Below are 19,671 nucleotides of genomic sequence, written 5' to 3' on the forward strand. Positions count from 1 at the left end.
TCATGATGATGATATTGGGCATGTTTCCGTTTGCACTGCAAACGACGCCCTACCAGACGTCGAACCAGTCGAATACATGGCGACACGTCAAAAACGATCGCGTGGGGAAATCCCCGCGCTATCAGTACATAGGCCCGGATGAAGAGCCGTTCACGCTCTCCGGCACGTTGTACCCGGAAATCAGCGGGGGTGATGTGTCACTCACTACGCTAAAAACAATGGCGTTCACCGGCAGAGCGTGGCCCCTGATTGAAGGCACTGGCGCAATTTACGGCATGTACGTGATCGAAGGGTTAACCCAGAATCGCACGGAGTTCTTTCAGGACGGTAAAGCGCGGAAAATTGAGTTTACGCTCAGCCTGAAAAGGGTCAGTGAGGATATCAGGGAGAAGCTGGCAGAGATCACCAATGATGATGTGCTGTCTATGGTGAAAGCTGGGGTAAATTTCTAACTTTATTTTTTATGGCCAACACGTTCATTGTTGGCAGTGTGGTACCGAAATCATCGGGCACCGTCATTTTTAATCGTGCTGCAGCACGGTCATTTATGGCGGTGCTCGATATCCGTTTACGCTTCCGGCTTCTCAGGCCAGTTAATATCTGGCGCGCCTGACGTGTCTACCGCCTGCACTGCTTTGATGTAGTTCATCCAGGCTATCAGGCTGGCTTTATCTTCATCGCTGATAATGCCTAGCTGTAACTCAGTTTGCCAAAAGCTGATTGTTGCCTGAGCCTCCGCCAGTAGCGCCGCTTTCTGCTGTTCTGCTGCTTCCACGTCTGCCGTGCGCTGCGCTTCCGTATCCGTCACCCATTCGCTACCGTTCCACGTATCGTATGGCGTGGCAGGTGCCAGCGTGGTGGTATTTTCCGGGTAATCGCCCAGCGATGTGATGGCTACAGGCTCCCCTGTTTCCGTACTAAAAACATCCTCACCGCGATGATCAATAATGTATTCCCATCCTGATAATTCTGCCGTCCTGCAAATTGCGTAGCCTGCCTTCTCTTCGCCCGGCTCATCAGTACATGAAGCAGCAGGAATACCCACGCCAACAGCCAGATACTCCACCGTTGAAAACAGATGTTCACGTGTCACACTATCGTAATTAAAAACAGTGATATCACCTGCCTTTGTAGCAATATTTTCTTTGTTTAAAACTGCCTGCGCCATTATGCAGCCCTCACTATGTAGTTAAATGCGATATTCCGGGGGCGCGCAGCCACCAAAGCTGATGATGGATACGGGGTGTTTTTAACCATCCCTGTAACAGCAGCGTACTGGTATGTCATACCAGCAACAGAGAGTGAAACCACATCCCCATTCATGACACTCGGCGAAGTAACTGCCGGGGTAAAAACTGGCGCATCATCTGTAGATACTGGATCGAAAGCCACATATGTACCCGCCTGCATGGTAAGAAGACTTCGGCTACCATCAACCCCGCGCCCGTCATCCCAGCCGCGCAGAAACTCACCACGAAGATCCGGCAAACTGCCAGAAGGGTATATCACCGCCAGTTTCGGATATTTTACTTTATCGAATGCTGCGCCGTTGCACTTGAGCCACCCGGTTGGCGGAGTCGCCGCAGGCCATGGGAGAGGGAAACCAGCGGGGATATATTTATCAATATCCGCCTCAAGCAGATATTGCTGATGCGGGTCACTGGCTGCAATATGTGCCGCCAGTTGCTGATCAACGTAGGCTTTAACCTGGATTATCTGGTCATCAACATACTGGCGGGTTGCCAGCACCACAGATGGATCAATCTTAAGCGTTACCGCCTGGGTGCTACTGACGATCAGAATGACGCGAATCACCTGCACCCGCCCGCTACCTTCCTGCAATAACGGCTTATAAGTTTCCGCACAGTTGGCAATAGCAATCAAATCACCAGCACTGTCATACAAACCAATCTCACGGATCCACCATCCGCCCACGTCCTCCGGGATCACCTGCTCAGCAATAATTTGGTTGGTGTTTACCGGGTCAATGGTCAGCGTATTGAGCGGCGCGCGTCGCAGCTCGTGCACAAGCGCGGTTTGCGCAGGGTTTGGCGTCGGCAGTGCGTCGTTGCCATCCCCTACCGCCATCTGAGTAATTTCAACCTGTTGACCCAATGCCGTGGCGTTCGCCAGCTTCGCGGCCCCGACATTGGTTAGCAGGGCATAATATTTAGTTGCCACTTGGTGAGATCTCCACGGTATCGATCAAATGAATTGCACTACCCACATACTCCGCACCGCCAACTGAAATGGTTTCGGGGAAATAGGGGTACACGGTCAGCGTGTCGCCCAGATAGGCAGACGCGCCAACATATACGGGGCCAGCAGTCTGTAAGTGCAGGCTCATGCCCAGCATGTGACGGCTACACGGCTTAACATCAGCAATCAGCCGCTCAAGCTCCTGATAGGTTTCTTCGCTGATGCCTTCATCTTCAACGCCAATATCCAGCGTAAACGTGCCGGGGTCGGTGTTGATGTTCCACCACTCGTTAACCCTGATGAAGTAGCCGAACGGCTCCACAACGCGGCGCATTGCCCCGGTAGTGCCTTTGTAGCGGTGCAGGTAATACGCATCAGCTATGGCCTTGCGCTTCGTTGTCTGGGGCCAGTTCTCATCCCACCGATCAACGGAGAAGGCCCACGCCAGATAGGGCAACAGGTCAACCGGGCAGGTGTACGGATCCCAGAGCTGGCGCAGCGGTACCCGCACTTCCCCCAGAGAAGCGCAGACGCGGGCGGCAACACGTTCAAGGCGCGTCGAGCTGGGAGGCGCAAGGGTTTTACTCATCGTACCCCCCAACAGTTATGGTGTATCCGGTGCAGTTTGACGCCTGAGTATCATCAAGCACCATATCCGCCACCGGCTGCGCCAACTCCACCCGCTGAACTCCTTCAACGTGCAGCGCGGCATAAATGGCAGACAGCCGGATATCGCGCCCCAGACGACGCTGATCGGCTATGTACGCCTGTAACTTCTGCTCGGATGCCTGGCGGATGGGTTCCGACTCCGGCCCCGGATAGATATACAGCGTGGCATCAATCTCATATGGCACGATCTCCGCCGCCTGCACGGTCACGCGATCGGCAACCGGGCGCACCTCTTCACCATTCAGCGCGCTGGCAACAATATCTATCAACTCCTGGCTGGCTGTGCCGTCACCCTCGCGGGAAAGCACAGAGATGGTGACGCAGGCAGGTGTTGGGCTTACGGCAGACACATCAGCAACGCGCCCATCAGCAGACAGGCCGAAAAATTCATATGCCGCCGTAGGCCCGGCGACGCTCAACCCCTCAAACGCCTGCGGAGTACGGACGCGCAGATCGGCATCCGACTCCATCACCGCAGGAACAGGCGGTACAACGCTGTCATCTTCCGGTGTGATGGTCAGGCGCTCCACGTTAAAGTTTGCCGCCAGCTGATCCAGATCACTGCCCACGGAGTACGCCACCATTACCGCGCGCGCCGCTTCGTTCACGCGCTGGCGTAGCAACAATTCGCGATAACAGTTTTCTTCCAGCAGCATGGTGATCGGCTCAGATTCCAGCGAGAGAGTGCGCCTGATAACGTCCTGCTCATCTTCCGGGTAAAGGGCGATAAACGCCTCTTTACGTTCATTGAACAGCGTTTCAAAGTCCAGCGGCTCCACCACTACCGGAGGCGGTAATTGTGAAAGGTCAATTGTTCCGCTCATGCCCGCACCTGCCTGCCGATCGTTACGTCCGTGGTAAAGGGTGATTGGGTATCGGTACGACTGGCTTTGATGGTGGCAACCATCTGCCCCGCTCCGGTTTCCGTCAGCACAATATTGGTCAGCGAGATACGCGGCTCCCAGAGGAAAAGCGCGCTGTATATCGCGGACATAATGCGAAGGCGCGTTACAGCGTTACCAGGCTGATCAATCAGGTTAGTGAGCTGCGAGCCGTAGGCGCGGCGCATAACGCGAGAGCCAACCGGCGTTAGCAAAATGTCATTGATGGATTGAGAAATGTGCTCGTTATCGGTGAGCGCTTCGCCGGTTTCAGCGTTCATCCCGCTATATCTTGCGCTGGTCATTGCGGGCCGTCCGTCTGGCTTCCGCCACGTTCTACGCCGCCATGTTCGTGGGTATGCACCACAACGCCATTTGATGTAATGCTGCCGCCGCTATGCTCAACATTGCCGGTCATCTTGCCACCCTGTTTCATCTCGAATGTGGAGCACGAGAGCTTTTTAGTGCAGATCACTTCCGGCGTATCAAGGGTGATGGAGGTTGTTGCGGTACAGGTCATCTTAGGGGCAGTCGCGGCGATAGAGTCAGAAGCCTCTACGGTTGCGCTCTTAATACCAGTAGCAGCGAGCGCGCCGGTTGCCGGGTCATACAAAACCTTCGCCCCGTCAGGGTGCAAAGTAACATTTGATGTTTCACCGTTATCCGGTGGCTTCACACTATCGCTGTACAAGCTGCCCATGATGACGGCATTTTCCAAATCGCCGCATGGGGCAAAAAGTAACACCTGCTCGCCCGGTGATGGTGCCCACCATGTAACAGCCGTTCCAGCGCGCAATGCCGCCCAGCGAATCCAGTCCGTTGTATTCTCTCCCGTTGAGACTCGCGCAACTGGCGGCTCAGCAGCAAGATCAACATCCGTCACCGTACCAATACGGACAAGGTTACAGATCAGGCGATAGAGTTCATTTAGGTTCATAAGCTGGCTTGCGTTATTAAATTTACAGCCAGTTTCATGATCCACGCGCGCGCAAGCAACGCGCTGGCGTTGTCAGGGGTTGGTAACAATGGATAGCGGTACCGGCAGACACTGCCAGCTATAACAGTGGCGGGAAAAAACATCGAGCACCGTCACTTTTAACAGTGCTGCAGGAAGGAGTCAGGGTTGCAGAAAACTGACGATAGTATCTGCCAGCCAGTCAAGATCGCTTTCCGTAAAGCCCAGCAGTTCACGCGCCGGGTAACGGGTACGGGCACCGGGTGCCACGGTATCAACCTCACCATACTGGTGAACGCTGGCGATCTCTGCGGTATGCCCGGAGTAACCCACCACGGCGGCGCTGGCGGTACCGTATGCTTTGAGAAAGCGAGCGGTGCGCAGGCGGCGGAACATCTTTTCTTTACGGGTTGTGGTGCGCTTGGACTGGTTCAGATGGATCTCAATATAGCGCTCAATATCGCGCTTATAGAACGTGCGCAACGCCCCTTTCTCAACATCGTAGCCGGTGATGGCGCGCTGTTCGCCGCGTCCGGTAGTGCGCCAGTTGCTCAGCTCGCGCACTTCATCTTTCCACAGGAATTTAACCCCGCCCTGAGTGCGCAAAATCTTACGGCGGCGCGGCGTGTAGCTCTCTCCGCTGGGGTTTTTCTGGCTATTGATGCGCTGTTGCTGGCGCTTGCGCAGACCAATAGCCACCTCGCGCGTGAGCTTACGGCGCTGGCCCGGTGCGAGTTGCGCCGCCACGGTTGCCAGATAATCATCAAGGGCATGGAACAGCGGATCAGCGTTCATTTAGTCCGTCCACGTCTCGCCGCTTACCGTATCTTCAAAGACCAGTGACCAGGCACCCAGCTCCGGCCCCGGCATAGGATCAGCGCGATGATGAATAACCGGCTTGCCATCTTCAACTTTGACAACAACCGCCTCACTGGCCTGGATTTTGATGAGCACGTCCATGGTGGAATTGCTCAGGATATCCGCTTCAAAGGTGATACCATCGCGGGCGCGGTCAGGGTTGAATAGCAACTCAGGCTGATACAGGCGCGCCCATGCCAGAATGGGCAGGCTGAGGGAATCCAGCGGCTCAGGGTAATCCATCGCCAGCACCTCAATAGTGTACTCGTATTCAAACGAGGCAGAGCGCTGCCCGGTGCTCACCATGCGCCCCTTCTGGACATACACCGCCAGATTATCAGGGTTGTCACGCAACCACGGCACCGCGTGGCTGATGTGTTTACGCAGTAGATCGGGTTTTAACATCGCTATTTCTCCACCGCCTTGCCCCCTGTCAGCGCATCATAAGCCGCTTCACAGGTCAGCCCTCGGATCCTTGCCTGATCAGCAATTGCCGCCAGTTCTCCCGCTCGTTGGTCAGCGCGGCGGAACAGCTCGGCAAGCAGCTCGCTGCCGGTGGTGCCTGTCGCGCTTTCGCTGGCAGTTGCGGCACAGCGGGCGCGTTCACTTGCTGCCAGTCTGGCGGCGAGTTTTGCGGCTTCGTCATGCAGCCCGTCAGAAACAGCGCGGGCATGGTCAGCATCAGCAGCGGCCTGAGCAATCTGCCCCTCAGCCCTTTTCTCAATCGCATCTATTTCACCCTGTCGGCGCTGTTCTTCGGCTCTGGCTTCTGCCTGCCGCTTTGCCAGCGCGGTAGCATCGTCAGCATCCCGCTGTTTCCATTTCAGTGCCCAGGCTGTATTAGCCTTGCTGGCACCAAACCACGAACCAGAAAGGAAGGCAGCACCCAGAACTAACGCGACCAGAAGGCCGCGCCAGTGTTGCCTGAGCCAGTTAAGAATCATGCAGGATAAGCCGCATAAGGTAGCTGGAAGTGCGGGCCATCTTTCAGGGTTTTCCAGTCGCCACCCCATTCAACGGGGATATTTAGCTCTTTTCCCGCCTGTTTGAAGGCTTCGGAAATCTGCTGATAATATTTCCAGTCCCATGAACCTGCCGGAGTCGGATACGCAAACACATCAACCGCATGGCCTGAAATATGCCTGCTGTTCATCGTCTGGCTTTTCCCCTCAGCAACAAGCTGTTTTTGCCGCTCTACAGTGCGAAGCCCTTCGGTGATACCAAAATCAACGGCAGAAAGTTGAAGGGCGCGGCGGACGACTTTCACAAGGTCAGCGTTAACACCTTTCAGGTTATTTTCACTTCTCTGACTGAATTTAAATTCACTCATTTCCTTTCGCTCCCCCGATACGGGTTTCAATAAAGCCGGTCACTTTGTTGCGTACCTTGTCAGCCCCCATAAAACCTATGGATGCACCCACGAAGGTAACGGCATTAGACGGCAAGCCCAGATATTCCAGCGAACCGGCAACCGCCAGCGTAACGATCCCGCAGACCAGTGAACCGGTGGCGGTTTTCAGCATTGACTGACCGTCATACAGACTCATAAGCGCCGAAATGCTCAGCGCAGCGCCTGCCGCGTAAAGCGTCGGCAGATAAGTAGCAATCCATTTCATTGTTTGTTCCAGCATCCCCGTAGGTACGTCGCTCATGGCAACCTCTCAATCCCATAGCTGCACGGTTTCCCGCTGGGTGGGTGGTGGTAATTCTGGAAGATAAACAACCTGCCCGGCACTCAGCAGCGGGCCGCTGTCGCACAGCCCCGGATTGGCTTCATGCACGGCTTCGGTTACTCCCGCCGTCCTGCCGTAATACCTCCAGCAGAGTTCATCAACGGTGTCATCCTGCTGCGCCTGCACGTTCATTAGCACAGCTCCGCAAGGCCGCGATCTTCATTCTGGATATCGCGAATAGACCAGCGAACATCACGCCAAAGCGTATCTATCTGGGTGCTGAGCGCCTGCGCGTGGTCATCCCCTTTACTGGTGGTATCAATATCGCGATACCCCTCAATCAGCAGGGCTTTGGTCAGTGACCAGACGGCATTTTTATAGCGCCAGACCTTCACCGATTTGCCATTCACCGGATCGGCGGGGATCTCCGCCAGAGTCAGATAACCGGCATCAACCTGAACCTGACGCCACAGAAAAAGCTGATCATTGACGTGGGCCACTGCCTCAATGGTGCGGGACATAAGGCGATCGGTCGTTACCTGCCCATCAAGGCGCATCGCGCGGCGCAAATCAGCCAGCATGATGACAGGCCAGAAAGTCAGGCTCTCAACCTTTGCGCCGCCATCGTCCGGCGCGGGATCTGATGGCGGTCTTACCGGTTCAGTGGCGACCAGGCTCATACAGGACTCTCCATAAGGCAGGCGGTGGACGGTGTGACGCAGTAGAGGCCGGGCCTTATTACGTCACACCGTGCCGCCTGGTGCGCGGGGGCACATTCGTTATGACTTCGCGGTTTTGCGCGTCGTCTTGTTCTTTGCTGCCGGTTTTGCCTGGCTGTTTTTCTGGTTCCTGCCTGCGGTAGTGCGCGGCGCTTTCTCCGGCGCTGCTTTCGCGGCCTCTGGCTTCGCTTCCGGCTGTACCGGTGGCGCATCGCCCTCACCTTCTCCGCCGTTGGCGGCGGTCAGCTTTTTGATATTGCGATCAAGCAGTTCGATATCACGCGCCACGCCAATTTTTGCGTTGAGCCTGATAGCTTCCTGCAAATGCGAGCGGGCAAGCTGCTGGGACTCAACGTCCTGATTAAGGCGCACGGTGTACCCCATGACCTTAAACAGCTTGGCCCTTACCTGATCGGGCATATCTTCATGGGTGGTGATGCCGTTCAGTGCGTTGAGGTTGTCAATGCTCACGCTTGCCTTTGCCGGGTTCGCTTTGAAGGCGGCAAGGATGGGATCGCAAATTTCTTCAACCAGTACCGTGGCGGTGGTGCGCTTGTACTGGTCAGGCATCGGGATTTTATGGCGCAGCACGTACTGACCTATCCGCAGCGCCTGCGCAATATCACCGGCATCCGCTGCCCAGATCATCACAGTGGTGATCACTTCATCCGCCTGGCCCGTATCCGCTGCCAGTACGCCATCAATCCACGGCTGGTAATCCGGCAGGCGCTCGCTTTTCAGCTTCGCCTTACCGGCATTCGACTGGATGCGGCTGAGGTCGGCTTTATCCATGCGCAGGCGAAAAAGTATCTGCTCGTATGCAGTTCTTTCGGCGGTGGTTGTCCCGCGATTACTGCGGCGCTCAGCCATCACCCGATCAAAATGTTTTTGTGCTGGTGTTAACATTTATGCCCCCTGAGCAGGCCAGCGCACTGCTGGCCTGCGGCGTCTTATGGTGCTGGTGCTGGCTCGGCGGCGGTGATGCCTTCAATCAGACAGCCATAGCCGTAGTCTTCAATGACGTAGGCATCATTCGAAGAGCTGTACGTTGAGACGCGGTTATACTCCGGCTCTTCAACGATGCGGCGACGGTGCCCGCCTTCCTGCCAGTAGATGGACAGGTTTTCCCAGGAGGTAATGAACATGCTGCCATCAGGGAAGAATGGCGCGATAAATGACGGCAGGTTGCCGATCGTTTTGCGCGATGCAATCAACTGCCCGGCAAGTGCTTCGGAGTTAGGGTTATTGGTGCTTACAGCGTTGATGATCGGGAAGGAACGGTTAACCGTCAGATTACGCCCGGTAATCACCACCAGATCAGGCGAATCCTTGTACCACTCATCCATAAGCGAGTTGACCGCATCAAATACGATGGAGTCATAGTTACCGTAATCACCTTTCGCGATCACCTGGTTGGTGTCGTCACGGCTGGTCACGGTGACATCTTTCATCACGCGCTGGGCCGCGTTAGTGCGGTACTGCTGGAGCCAGCCGATACCACAATCCTGTAACAGCGGGTTGGCGGCGCGGTCTGATTTCTCCGCGTAGCTGGTACCGTTGAAGCCGATCATGATGCGATCGAGAGCAATACGCTTGATGATCTGATTGCTGAGGCGCTGCTGAAAGTCCGGGAATTTTGCCCAGGCATCAAGCTGCGTGTACGGCGTAAAGGTATCGGCGTTCACCTTGTTACAGGTGTATTTATTCGAATCCAGCGCCGCCACAGAGGTAGGCTGACGGCGATCCGTGGTGGAATTGTTGGTACTGGATACCGGGCCACTCACGCCCAGGCCGATTTTTTCACCAGTCTGATCGTTGACGCCGTAAATGTTAATTTTTTTCAGCATCTCAGACGACTGCTGGATCTTATCCTCAAGCGTCTGCTCAACGCTTGGATCAATGCTGTACGCCTTGGTGACGTGGGCAGCGCTGATATGGTTGAGTTCAGCCTGTCGCTGAATGTACTTATCAAACAAATCGCGGGTTGTATTACGCATCTTATTTTCCTTTCCTGAGCCTGACGCACTGAGCCTTATCAGCAATCAGCCAGATGTTGAGTTGATTGACCATCGCCGCCAGTGGCAGGCGGGCGCTGGTTGTACTGCTCGGCGTCCTGGCCTTTCAGTTTCTCTTCCAGCGCTTTGAAGTCCTTACGCAGGCTTTCCAGCTCGGTGGCGTCAGCCTTACCTTTCACCGCAGCAGAAAGCTGGGTTGTACTGTCCAGCAGCTTGCCCTGGCTCTCGGCAATCGCCTCGATAGCCTCACGGTTTTCACCGTTTTGCTGGCTAAACTGCTGCTGCGTACCGCCCAACAGCGCCTTAATACGGGCAAAGAAGTTTTTGCCTTCATCCTGCGGCGGCTGTTCATCTTCAAATTCCATCGTGGATTCAACGGCAGCGGTGAAGAAACAAGCCTGATCGTGCTTACGGGAGGCCAGCGGGTTAACGGTGTTTTTGGCACAAAACTCCATCATTTCCGTGCCCAGGCTGGCAGGGCTATCGGTGCAGGCCAGCCCCATCAAATAGGCTTCGCCGGTATCAGCAAAAGAGGGATGCACTTCAATGCTGTGATAAATCTTCTGGCGGCTCTTTTTCAGGGCAACCAGATCATCAGTGGCATCAACCTGCACATACAGGCCCATTTTGCCTTTCAGCGGCTCCTCGGTGATCTCCTCTGCCTTGACGGCAATAACATCGCCATAAGCACGGAAATCACTGTTTGGTGAGTAGCCCCGGAGGTGCTCCAGATTGACGCGGGCACCGTATACGGTTGGGTTAAAGCGTTGAGCCATCTGCACAATGTGCTGACGCTCCAGCGTCCGACCGTCACAGGTGGCACCCTCGACAGCAACGCGAAATGGTTTTGACTTTGGCATGTCGAAATCCCGAATGAGTGAGTGATATTAACCAGTGCCCCTATCATTCCCGCCGCAGCCGAAACGCGCAAAGCGTTGCCGTTGTTGCCGTTTTCCGACAATGACAACCCAAAGCGACGCGCGCGCGGGCGCGGTACTCTGCCAGCATGAAACAGACTTCCCACGATGAGCCACGGATTGCCGCTAAGGTCATGTACTGGCAGGCATACAGCATCACGCAGATCGCAAAATCGATCGGCGTGAGCACCAACACCCTGTATTCATGGCGTCGCCGCGATAAGTGGGACGAGTCCACCGCGCTGGAGCGCGTACAGGATCGGATGCAGGTGCGGCTGTTACGCCTGACGGAAAAGCCAGACCTGACAGCGCATGACTTCAAAACCATTGACCTGTTAACCCGTCAACTGGTGCGGATGGAGCGCGAAGAACACCGCAGCGAAGAGAAGGGGCGCGAGAAGAAGCCGAAAAATCACTTTACGGAAGAGCAAATCGGGGATCTGCGCGCGCTGGTGCTTGATTCGCTCTACGAGCATCAAAAACGATGGTACAAGCAGCGCGAACGCCGCAACCGCTTTATCCTCAAATCGCGCCAGATTGGTGCCACCTGGTACTTTGCCCGCGAAGCGCTGTTACGGGCACTGGAAACCGGCAACAACCAAATCTTTTTATCAGCCAGCCGTGCCCAGGCGTTCCAGTTCAAGAAGTTCATCCAGCTACTGGCTGCACAGGTTGGCGTTGAGCTGAAAGGCGGCGACGCCATCACCCTGAGCAATGGCGCAACGTTCTACTTTCTCGGCACCTCAGCAGCAACAGCGCAGAGCTACACCGGGGATCTGTATCTGGATGAAGCATTCTGGATCAACAATTTCCTTGAGCTGCGCAGAGTCGCCGCAGGTATGGCAACCCATGAAGGGCTGCGCCGTACCTACTTTTCTACGCCATCCACAGAGGAGCATGAGGCTTACGCCTTCTGGACTGGCGACCTGTTCAACAAGACAAGGCCCAGAGGTGAACGGGTAGAAATAGACGTCAGCCATAAAGCGCTGAAAAACGGCAAGTTGGGCGGTGATGAGATCTGGCGGCAGATTGTCACCATTGAAGACGCGGTAAAACTCGGCTTCAACCTAGTGAAAATTGAAACCATCAAGATGGAAAACTCCCCGGAGGAATACGACAACCTCTATCGTTGCCGCTTCGTGACTGCGGGAGAGCGCGCCTTTAACTACAACGCCATGATCGGCTGCTGCGTTGACGGCTTCAACGATGATGTATGGCCCGACTGGAACCCATTCGCACCCAAACCGATAGGCGATCGCGGTGTATGGGTAGGCTATGACCCCAACGGGGGAAGCGGTAACGGTGACTCTGCCGGGCTGGTCGTCATAGTTCCGCCAGCAGTATCGGGCGGCAAGTTCCGCATCATTGAACGCATCCAGCTTCGCGGGATGGAGTTTGAAGAACAGGCAAAGGTCATTCAGGGGCTGACGGAGCGTTACAACGTCCAGCACATCGCGATTGATGCCACCGGCATTGGTGATGCCGTCTGGCAACTGGTAATCAAGTTCTTCCCGCTGGCGGTGAAATACCAGTATTCCGCCCCACTCAAGCGCGCCATGGTGCTGAAAGCGCTTATGTTGATCCGTGCCGGTCGTCTGGAAGTGGATGCGGGAATGCTGGATCTCGTCCAGTCATTTATGACGGTTCGCAAGGTGCAGAAAGGCGGGGTAATGACCTACGTTTCCGACCGCAAACGCGGCAGCAATCACGGCGATCTCGCCTGGGCATCAATGACAGCTTTGTATAACGAGCCGATCGGCAGCGAAAGCGGCGGCGGTAGTGACAGTTTTGTAGAGGAGTTTTAAACGTGAGCCGCAAAAAGCAAAAGTTTCAGGCCAGACCGCAGCCGGGTGCCAGCGAACAAACCGCAGGCATTGAGTCATTCAGCTTTGGCGACCCGGTAGCTATCACCGATCGCAGCATGTTGCTGGATTGCATGGAGTGCGCTGATAACGGCGTATATTTTGAACCACCGATCAGCCCCTACGGCATCGCCCGGATGTTTGACTCAACGGCCTATCATCAGTCGCCGCTGGTCTTTAAGCGTAATGTGATCACATCCTGCTACATCCCTCACCCGCTGCTGAGCAGGCAGGAAATGAGCGCGTGGGTGCTGGATTATCTGGTATTCGGCAACAACTACATGGAGGTACGCCGTAACATGCTGGGCGAGCCTATTGCGTTAAAACACGCCCAGGCCAAATATACCCGACGCGGCAGCGACCTGAAAAAAGATCAATACTGGTTTATCACCCGCCGTGATGCGGACTACCCATTCAAGCCGGGCAGCATCTGCCAGATAAAAAACCCCAGCATCCACCAGGAGATCTACGGCGCACCTGAATACATGGCCTCGTTACAAAGCGCCATGCTCAACAGTGAAGCGACCATGTTCCGCCGCAACTACTACATCAACGGCAGTCATGCCGGGGTAATCGTCTACCTGACCGACCCGATCGCCAACAACAAAGATGTCGAGAGCCTGAAAAAGTCATTGAAGGATGCGCGCGGCGGCGGCGCGTTTAAAAACCTGTTCGTATACGCAGCGGGCGGGAAGAAAGACGGCTTGCAAATCCTGCCATTCAGCCAGATAGCGGCAAAGGATGAGTTTACCGGCATCAAGGACGCAACGCGGGATGATATGCTTGCCGCGCACCGCGTTCCGCCTCAACTGATGGGGGTGATGCCAGGCAACGCCGGGGGGTTTGGTGACGTGGAGAAAGCCGCCCGCGTCTTCTCCATCAACGAGCTGACGCCGATACAAGAAAGCCTGAAAGAGCTGAATGACTGGCTGGGCTTTGAGGTGATCCGCTTTAACCCTTACGCCCTCGCAACCCCATCAACAGCCGCCTGACCATTCAAAAAGATTGATGCCCCACCCTGCCAGAAGGTGGACGCAGCCAGCCCGAAGGCCAAACGCCATACAAGCCCCTCAGCGCCACGCTGGCAGGGGCTTTTCTTTTCCATCCCCTCACCCGACCACAACGCAACCGCATCAAAACAGGGCCGCACAGACGCGAAAAACGGTATGAACAGGTATACCCTCCTTACCCCCTCAGCGCGCGATGGTTCCCCCGCCTCGCCCGCACATAAAACCCCCGTCTTTTTGTGCAAACTTGCAGATCACGGCAGGCCGCGCCACATCTGGGCTTGTCTGGCAAAAGTACCATCAAAAAAATTGTGCAAACTTGCGCGTAATTTTGCACCAAAAACGCGCACTTTCTGAAAGCGAGTGTTTAACCGGCGTCAACCTCATTGAGCGCCGCCATAATTGCCAGCCTCTCAGCAGGCGGCAACGCCGCATATTTCGCGCGCCAGCGCTCAACTTTGCGCTTAATGCGGCTGCGATCGTTGTAATCTTTACCAGCAAAAGCATGGGAATACGCCCGCCCCTCGCCGTAGTTCATCCAGATTTTCTCTGTTCTTACCCCGCCGCGCGTCATGGCCTGAAATTCCATGCTGCGCCAGCCCGCTAACGTTTCGTCATAAAGCTGCGACGGGTAGCCAGACAAGATCACGCTGACATTTTCGGGCAGGCTCATGAGGCAGGCTAACAGACGCTCATGATCGGCAACGGTATATTCATGACGGTAGCGGGCGCGACTGGTGCGAGTTTCCGGCAGATAAGGCGGATCACAATAGACCAACACCCGCCCCAGCCTGGCAAATGCTGGCACACCAGTGATCGCACCGTTCTGTTTCAGGCTTTCCAGAAAATAGACTGCATCACCGTGGAAAAAATCAAGGCGCGGCGGGTTGATGCCCCGGTCTTTCCAGCGCTGTAACGTCTTTATGCGCGCGGTAACATCCAGATCCGCGCCATAGTTCCGTAACGCTGGCGGTTTATGGAACATCACCGCCCCGCTGCCCAGGTGGGTTTCAATGTAAGTATCATGCGGCGGCATCTCGGCAATGATTTTTTGATATACGCCACTACCGCCTTTGCTCCCTAAATAACTCATCCGTAAAGCCTCGCGTTCAACCTGCAGCACTGCTAAAAATGACGGTGCTCGATGCGTATGGCCGACACTGCCAAATCTAACAGTGCGGTACCCAATGAGCGCCACTTAGTGGCGCTAGCGGACTCTTTGCCGCCCGCGCCCGCAGAATCGCTATTCCCCGCGCAACAAGTTGCGCAAGTCATACCGATTGTCATTTCCTGATTTTTACCCTGTCGTAATATTCGATCAGTTGAAGCGCAACAGCAGCCACTTGCACAGCCTCCGCGCGCGCAGTTCCCGCATGGCTTCCGCCAAACTCATCATGCAGAAAAGCCTGGTTAAGCTCCCCTACCTCTTCACCTAATATCGCCCCCCAAATAAATGGGTGCTGATTGCGATCGGCACCCCACTGGTGATCTTGCTTTTCCATCTCATCCAAAACAGATACAAGCGCTAAAGTTGACTCATGCCTACTACCTGAAAACTCTTCAATATTCCTACGTCCCTGCAACTCTCTCAGCCATCCGGCAAGCTGTGCGTGCTGTTCAGAACATGAACCAGACAGTTGAGACGCAAGCTGGTCAGCGTGCGCGATTGCGCTATCCAGCGTCATTTGCTGATCTGATAATTTGCAATTCATCATGCTTCTCCTTTCGATTGTGCTTTTTTCCAGCGGCTGATCAGCTCACTGGCTTTGTGGTTTGCCATGGTTTTACGCCACGGCTTATCGGTACCGGCGATAATCAACTCACCTGTAACCGGATGCGCGCGATACACGGTATCGAGTACCGTCACTTCATTACCGCGTGCCAGTTGCATGGCCTGCGGCTTGCTGATCTGTACTTTCTTAACCTGCGCCCATGACTGAACCAGCCCAGCCAGACCAGCAATTGCCGGTGATAAAACTTGCTCTTGCTGCCTGATCGCATGGGCGGCTTTGAGGTAACTTTCTGCCCGCTGGGTGTCATATTCGGAACAGTCTCCGCTGGTAATGCTGCGCGCCAGCTCCTCAAACTCATCAGCAGGCGATTTCTGCCGCTTCGGTTTGTGGTTATGAAGACTTTCACGTACCTGTTTTCGCTGTTCCTGGGTCAACTGACCGATCTCAAACTGTTCCGGCCCTTCCCGCTCAGCTGGCACTGTCATTAATGACGGTGATCCGGGCGGTGAATCTGTTCGTTTTTTGACCTCGGTACAGTTATTGACACGAGTCCTAGAGGGCGCGGACGCGCCCCGAAGGTCAAAATCAAAGTCAACGGCCTGCCCGGAGTCGTCTAAAACTTCCGGTTTCTTACGCACAATGCGGTAGGTATGCAGGCGGGTTTCAATTGGTGGGATGTGAACGGCAGGCATCACCAGACCTTTGATAAGATCCAGATACTCTCCGTAATCATTCGGCTCGTCTTTCTGCTGGTACCAGATGCGCAACGGCAGATCGCGGCGGGCAACGAGTGCCCCGCCCTGCAATTGGGTGTATTGCTGCCAGTCGCCAGCATCCGCAGCACGGTGCAACTCAGCAAATAACGGGTTTATCTTATCGGCCTGTTCCTGATTGCGGAACCGGCGCAGCTCACGCCAGACAGATACCGGCGCACCGCCCAAAAACTGAAATTGACGGATGCCCCAGCACGATGCCCAGGCGGTAGCATGTTTTGATGTTTCTTTCAGCGGCCTGCCGCTCTCGTCATCGGTTTCACCGTCGAGCGCGTAGCCGTCAATATTCTTACTGATGTACTTCACCACGTAGCCGGTGGCGCTGCCGATTTCATGATCGATCGGCTTCATATCAAAGCGCGGTTGGTTGCCGTGCTTACCCTGCAACTCTTCCGCATCCTCGCGGGTGGCATAGTCTTCCATCACTTCCAGCAGTTCTGCGGAATGTTCCGGCAGGGTGAACAGCAGACCGTGCCAGTGCGGCGTACCATCGTGGTGAGACTCAGCCACCCGCAAACCAAAGACCGGAATTTCACGACGGGCCAGCTCGGCACGAATCTTTTGCCATACCCGGTTAAGATAGCGCTGCGTTGCTCTTGGGCTGGCACCGTTCCATTTGGCATTTCGATGGCCGAATACGGTATAGGCGTGGTATTTGGATGGTGCTGTCAGAGTAAAAAACTGGCCTGCATAGCCGCTTTCGGTGGCAACTTTCTCAAAACCACCAATGCGGGTCATGAGTTCAACGCGGCGCAATGCCGGGTTAGAAATGCTCTTATCGATCTGCTCAATAAGTGAAATACGCTCTTTGGTGTCCTGGTCTTCCAGTTCAAGACGGGCCATGATCGCGCGGCTGCGTTTGCGTCTGGCATCCCACTCATCAACATGGTGCTTACTGCAATACGGCGCAGCGCCCCGCTTCACGTCACCAAAGGCAATGTGCAGGTGCTCGCGCCAGCGCGCAGCGTACTTTTTCAGGTTACGGTGCCAATAGCGATCATCCAGCATCTTGCTGATGCCGGTAGTAGCTTCATCAATAAACAGCGCGCCCCGGCAATACTTTTCCCAGCTTGGAGGCGTCAGGAAGAAAAGCCGCGCGAGGATAGCCGCTTCGGTGTAAAGGTATTCGGCATATTTGCGATCACTCTGCGTCTCTACCGTTTCGTGAACTTCGCTCAGCACAGACCGCATATAGATAGCAATATCCTGCGCCAGCAGCTCAACATCTTCCGGCGTGAAGTCCGGCAGGCGGTTAAAGCGCTCAACCAATCCGTGAAGAGTGTTAAACGTGTGGTAAAGCGGGTTTACCCCTTTGAATGCTGTATCAGCCTGAGATTTAGCCTCATCGGTCATCGCAATAGCGTATTGCTCATTAACCATGTTGATGGGTGGCAGATCCCTGCGGATGATATCGCGCAGCGCCAGACGGGCGATGTGTCTGCCCTTCATGGTGTGAATGCTGTCAATGCGGGAAGCCAGACGCAGACGAATAAAGCGGGGTAGCGGCGCAAGGGTAACTTTCACCCACGCCAAAAACTCCTGTTCTTGACCCAGCTCGACTAGATCAACAACGGGAGTCTTATCAACACAAATGGCTGCTTTCGGCTTCTGCCATTCGTAAGCGTACCGGGTTGCGTCTGGTGTGCTACCCGGATACGGAGGGGGCGGCGTTGGAGCGCCGCGCCCACTTGCTGCGGTGGTCATCGTGCGCCCATGTACCGATCAATCATCTGGTGCTGAATATCCAGCTCCAACTTTTCAGCAAGCGCGTACTCTGCCTTTGCCCCAGCAGATTGCTGCCAACCGTCCAGCATGAAGATGCCATCAGCGCAACGGAGCATGGCAAGGCAGATATCCATATACTCCGCTTGCTCTAAGCCATCCGGCAGGATCGCAGGGTTAAGGGCAACGTTTCCGCGCCGTGCAATGTGCGCGGCAGCACGGTGAAACGCCGGGCGATTAAAGCCAGGCAATCCGCTCATTGGGCCAGCGATATAGATCTTTGACATTACAGAGCCTCCATTTCTGGATCTGCTGGTAATGTCAAATGAGGCACCCGCACCAGTTCCGCAGTACCTTCAACGGCTGAAATAGCAAATAGGCCGATCACTCTCTTTTGTTCGGCTGTCATTTTTAACGCTACTGTTTCACCGCCGTAATTGAAGAAAACAGCAACATTTTGGATTGATGATAAAACCGCGCTCTTATTCTGTTTCATGCTCATTTGCCCTTCGTTTTTTCAAGTGCTGCATCGAACTTCTCGGCGTCCATCCAAACGATGAACGCCGTTCTTTTCATCTCTCCGAATGCGTCAGAAGGGGTTATTTCGTTGGTCAAAAAGCTGACTTTGGCACCGCCTTTTCTCTCCATCGCTACGCCCGTAAGGCATTGGTGAAGTGGTTGAACGGTCACATTTTCCAGACCAACCGCCTCTAAAAATTCAATTAAGCTCGCCATCAGAAACCCCCTTGCTCATCAAAAGCGCCCGCTGCAACCATCTCGTTGTAAGTGGCATCACCACAGCACGGCCCGCAGTCCGGGCAGTTGCCTCCGCCCGCGCGCCCGCACCCTTCGCATACCTTGAGAACGCCGATCACCTCTTTGGCCTTCTGGCGGTTGCTGGCGTCAGTACTAACAGAGCGCTGCACGTCGATTTCATGCAGGCGGAAACGGTGGTAAATCTCGCGGGTGGTTTCGGTGTCACTGTTGGAAATGACAACCGGCGCGCCATATTTGCGGTTCACTTCCAGCAGCTCCGCCGCTAACTGGCGGTGGTGCTTCTCGGTGAATGGCTCGGTGTGGTATTGGGTGAAATTGGCGGTTTCGCTGGCTGGCAGGTACGGCGGATCGCAGTAGATGGCTTCATCCGTTCCAACCATCACTTTGAGGGTATTTTGAAACGAGCTGCACAGGAAAATAGCTTTGGTGTCGTTGGCCTTCTCAGCAAACTGGCGGATCTCCGCTTCGGGGAAGTAAGGCGCGGTTTTGTGCTGACCAAACGGCACGTTATAACCGCCGCTCTGGTTGTAACGCACCACGCCGTTGTAGCCGTGGCGGTTGAGGTAGAGAAACAGAGCCGCGCGGGCTACATCAAGCAAGCCTTTTGTACCGTTGAAAATGCGGCGGTTCTGTAAATATTCCTCTTTGGAATTGCCGGTAGCAAAGAGCGGGCGGGCAAGATCAATCACCAACTCAGGATTGCTTTTTACCTCACGATAAAGGCGGATCAGATCCGGGTTGATATCCGCAAGGATATAGCGGCGATAATCGGTATTGAGGAACACGGAAGCGCCGCCAACAAAAGGCTCAACGAGGCAACCAGCCTTTGGTAAATGCGGCAGTAATTCAGGCATCACGCGGCTTTTGCCACCGGGCCATTTGAGTAGTGATCGAATCATCTTGCTTTCTCC

At 55.0% G+C, this 19,671-nt stretch carries 26 protein-coding genes; 3 read left to right on the top strand and 23 right to left on the bottom strand.

Features of this window, described 5'->3' with window-relative positions:
* Window positions 1-2 precede the first annotated feature (2 nt).
* Window positions 3-452: a phage tail protein gene (locus HV350_RS23770; RefSeq protein ID WP_087904820.1), complete on the top strand. Its 450-nt coding sequence runs from the start codon at window positions 3-5 to the stop codon at window positions 450-452.
* Window positions 453-568: 116 nt separating this feature from the next.
* On the opposite strand, the gene HV350_RS23775 is transcribed toward HV350_RS23770, so the two are convergent.
* From HV350_RS23775 to HV350_RS23850, 16 genes are all read right to left on the bottom strand, one after another.
* Window positions 569-1,168, bottom strand: coding sequence for a tail fiber assembly protein (locus tag HV350_RS23775; RefSeq protein WP_181629437.1), 600 nt, complete (start codon window positions 1,166-1,168; stop codon window positions 569-571).
* Window positions 1,168-2,181: a phage tail protein gene (locus tag HV350_RS23780; RefSeq protein WP_181629439.1), complete on the bottom strand. Its 1,014-nt coding sequence runs from the start codon at window positions 2,179-2,181 to the stop codon at window positions 1,168-1,170. Before HV350_RS23780 ends, HV350_RS23775 begins: the two co-directional genes overlap by 1 nt.
* Window positions 2,171-2,788 carry a phage tail protein I gene (locus HV350_RS23785; protein ID WP_181629441.1) on the bottom strand — a complete coding sequence of 206 codons (618 nt, stop codon included), beginning with the start codon at window positions 2,786-2,788 and terminating at the stop codon, window positions 2,171-2,173. The genes HV350_RS23780 and HV350_RS23785 overlap by 11 nt, the downstream gene beginning before the upstream one ends.
* Window positions 2,781-3,692, bottom strand: coding sequence for a baseplate assembly protein (locus HV350_RS23790; protein ID WP_181629443.1), 912 nt, complete (start codon window positions 3,690-3,692; stop codon window positions 2,781-2,783). The genes HV350_RS23785 and HV350_RS23790 overlap by 8 nt, the downstream gene beginning before the upstream one ends.
* Window positions 3,689-4,054, bottom strand: a complete 366-nt coding sequence (locus tag HV350_RS23795) for a GPW/gp25 family protein (RefSeq protein ID WP_181629445.1) — start codon at window positions 4,052-4,054, stop codon at window positions 3,689-3,691. Before HV350_RS23795 ends, HV350_RS23790 begins: the two co-directional genes overlap by 4 nt.
* Window positions 4,051-4,686 (bottom strand): phage baseplate assembly protein V, encoded by a 636-nt coding sequence (locus tag HV350_RS23800; RefSeq protein ID WP_181629447.1) that lies wholly within the window; start codon window positions 4,684-4,686, stop codon window positions 4,051-4,053. The genes HV350_RS23795 and HV350_RS23800 overlap by 4 nt, the downstream gene beginning before the upstream one ends.
* A gap of 180 nt (window positions 4,687-4,866) precedes the next feature.
* Window positions 4,867-5,499, bottom strand: coding sequence for a phage virion morphogenesis protein (locus HV350_RS23805; protein WP_181629448.1), 633 nt, complete (start codon window positions 5,497-5,499; stop codon window positions 4,867-4,869).
* Window positions 5,500-5,967, bottom strand: a complete 468-nt coding sequence (locus tag HV350_RS23810) for a phage tail protein (RefSeq protein ID WP_115259777.1) — start codon at window positions 5,965-5,967, stop codon at window positions 5,500-5,502. It lies immediately after the preceding gene.
* Window positions 5,968-5,969: 2 nt separating this feature from the next.
* Window positions 5,970-6,506: a DUF2514 family protein gene (locus HV350_RS23815; protein WP_115259778.1), complete on the bottom strand. Its 537-nt coding sequence runs from the start codon at window positions 6,504-6,506 to the stop codon at window positions 5,970-5,972.
* A complete protein-coding gene (locus tag HV350_RS23820) occupies window positions 6,503-6,892 on the bottom strand; it encodes a M15 family metallopeptidase (RefSeq protein WP_060568734.1) in 390 nt (129 codons plus the stop codon). Before HV350_RS23820 ends, HV350_RS23815 begins: the two co-directional genes overlap by 4 nt.
* The gene (locus tag HV350_RS23825; protein ID WP_001514729.1) at window positions 6,885-7,214 is read right to left on the bottom strand and encodes a phage holin, lambda family; all 330 of its coding nucleotides are present in this window, start codon (window positions 7,212-7,214) and stop codon (window positions 6,885-6,887) included. The genes HV350_RS23820 and HV350_RS23825 overlap by 8 nt, the downstream gene beginning before the upstream one ends.
* A gap of 9 nt (window positions 7,215-7,223) precedes the next feature.
* On the bottom strand, window positions 7,224-7,427 hold the full coding sequence (locus HV350_RS23830; RefSeq protein WP_001514728.1) for a tail protein X: 204 nt from the start codon (window positions 7,425-7,427) through the stop codon (window positions 7,224-7,226).
* Complete coding sequence (locus HV350_RS23835) at window positions 7,427-7,915, bottom strand: head completion/stabilization protein (protein ID WP_181548312.1); 489 nt, start codon at window positions 7,913-7,915, stop codon at window positions 7,427-7,429. The genes HV350_RS23830 and HV350_RS23835 overlap by 1 nt, the downstream gene beginning before the upstream one ends.
* 99 nt (window positions 7,916-8,014) lie before the next feature.
* The gene (gpM, locus tag HV350_RS23840) at window positions 8,015-8,860 is read right to left on the bottom strand and encodes a phage terminase small subunit (RefSeq protein WP_181629451.1); all 846 of its coding nucleotides are present in this window, start codon (window positions 8,858-8,860) and stop codon (window positions 8,015-8,017) included.
* Window positions 8,861-8,904: 44 nt separating this feature from the next.
* Window positions 8,905-9,951 carry a phage major capsid protein, P2 family gene (locus HV350_RS23845; protein ID WP_001514725.1) on the bottom strand — a complete coding sequence of 349 codons (1,047 nt, stop codon included), beginning with the start codon at window positions 9,949-9,951 and terminating at the stop codon, window positions 8,905-8,907.
* A 38-nt stretch (window positions 9,952-9,989) separates the two neighbouring features.
* Window positions 9,990-10,829, bottom strand: a complete 840-nt coding sequence (locus HV350_RS23850; protein ID WP_016155227.1) for a GPO family capsid scaffolding protein — start codon at window positions 10,827-10,829, stop codon at window positions 9,990-9,992.
* Window positions 10,830-10,975: 146 nt separating this feature from the next.
* Between HV350_RS23850 and HV350_RS23855 the strand changes: the two genes are divergently transcribed.
* Complete coding sequence (locus tag HV350_RS23855; RefSeq protein ID WP_181548315.1) at window positions 10,976-12,691, top strand: terminase family protein; 1,716 nt, start codon at window positions 10,976-10,978, stop codon at window positions 12,689-12,691.
* Between the two features lie 2 nt (window positions 12,692-12,693).
* Window positions 12,694-13,740, top strand: coding sequence for a phage portal protein (locus tag HV350_RS23860; protein ID WP_101360962.1), 1,047 nt, complete (start codon window positions 12,694-12,696; stop codon window positions 13,738-13,740).
* A gap of 382 nt (window positions 13,741-14,122) precedes the next feature.
* On the opposite strand, the gene HV350_RS23865 is transcribed toward HV350_RS23860, so the two are convergent.
* The 7 genes from HV350_RS23865 to HV350_RS23895 form a co-directional block, all read right to left on the bottom strand.
* Window positions 14,123-14,848 (bottom strand): DNA adenine methylase, encoded by a 726-nt coding sequence (locus HV350_RS23865; protein WP_181629453.1) that lies wholly within the window; start codon window positions 14,846-14,848, stop codon window positions 14,123-14,125.
* 190 nt (window positions 14,849-15,038) lie between these two features.
* Window positions 15,039-15,470 carry a hypothetical protein gene (locus HV350_RS26760; RefSeq protein WP_249418023.1) on the bottom strand — a complete coding sequence of 144 codons (432 nt, stop codon included), beginning with the start codon at window positions 15,468-15,470 and terminating at the stop codon, window positions 15,039-15,041.
* A complete protein-coding gene (locus tag HV350_RS23875) occupies window positions 15,467-17,965 on the bottom strand; it encodes a replication endonuclease (protein WP_249418024.1) in 2,499 nt (832 codons plus the stop codon). The genes HV350_RS26760 and HV350_RS23875 overlap by 4 nt, the downstream gene beginning before the upstream one ends.
* Window positions 17,962-18,270 carry a DUF4406 domain-containing protein gene (locus HV350_RS23880; protein ID WP_181629455.1) on the bottom strand — a complete coding sequence of 103 codons (309 nt, stop codon included), beginning with the start codon at window positions 18,268-18,270 and terminating at the stop codon, window positions 17,962-17,964. Before HV350_RS23880 ends, HV350_RS23875 begins: the two co-directional genes overlap by 4 nt.
* Window positions 18,270-18,479, bottom strand: coding sequence for a hypothetical protein (locus HV350_RS23885; RefSeq protein ID WP_148735438.1), 210 nt, complete (start codon window positions 18,477-18,479; stop codon window positions 18,270-18,272). Before HV350_RS23885 ends, HV350_RS23880 begins: the two co-directional genes overlap by 1 nt.
* A gap of 2 nt (window positions 18,480-18,481) precedes the next feature.
* The gene (locus tag HV350_RS23890) at window positions 18,482-18,718 is read right to left on the bottom strand and encodes a hypothetical protein (RefSeq protein ID WP_181629457.1); all 237 of its coding nucleotides are present in this window, start codon (window positions 18,716-18,718) and stop codon (window positions 18,482-18,484) included.
* The gene (locus tag HV350_RS23895) at window positions 18,718-19,659 is read right to left on the bottom strand and encodes a Dam family site-specific DNA-(adenine-N6)-methyltransferase (RefSeq protein WP_181629459.1); all 942 of its coding nucleotides are present in this window, start codon (window positions 19,657-19,659) and stop codon (window positions 18,718-18,720) included. The genes HV350_RS23890 and HV350_RS23895 overlap by 1 nt, the downstream gene beginning before the upstream one ends.
* Between the last annotated feature and the right edge of the window lie 12 nt (window positions 19,660-19,671).

Source organism: Citrobacter sp. RHBSTW-01013 (genome assembly GCF_013781985.1).
Lineage (GTDB): Bacteria > Pseudomonadota > Gammaproteobacteria > Enterobacterales > Enterobacteriaceae > Citrobacter > Citrobacter braakii.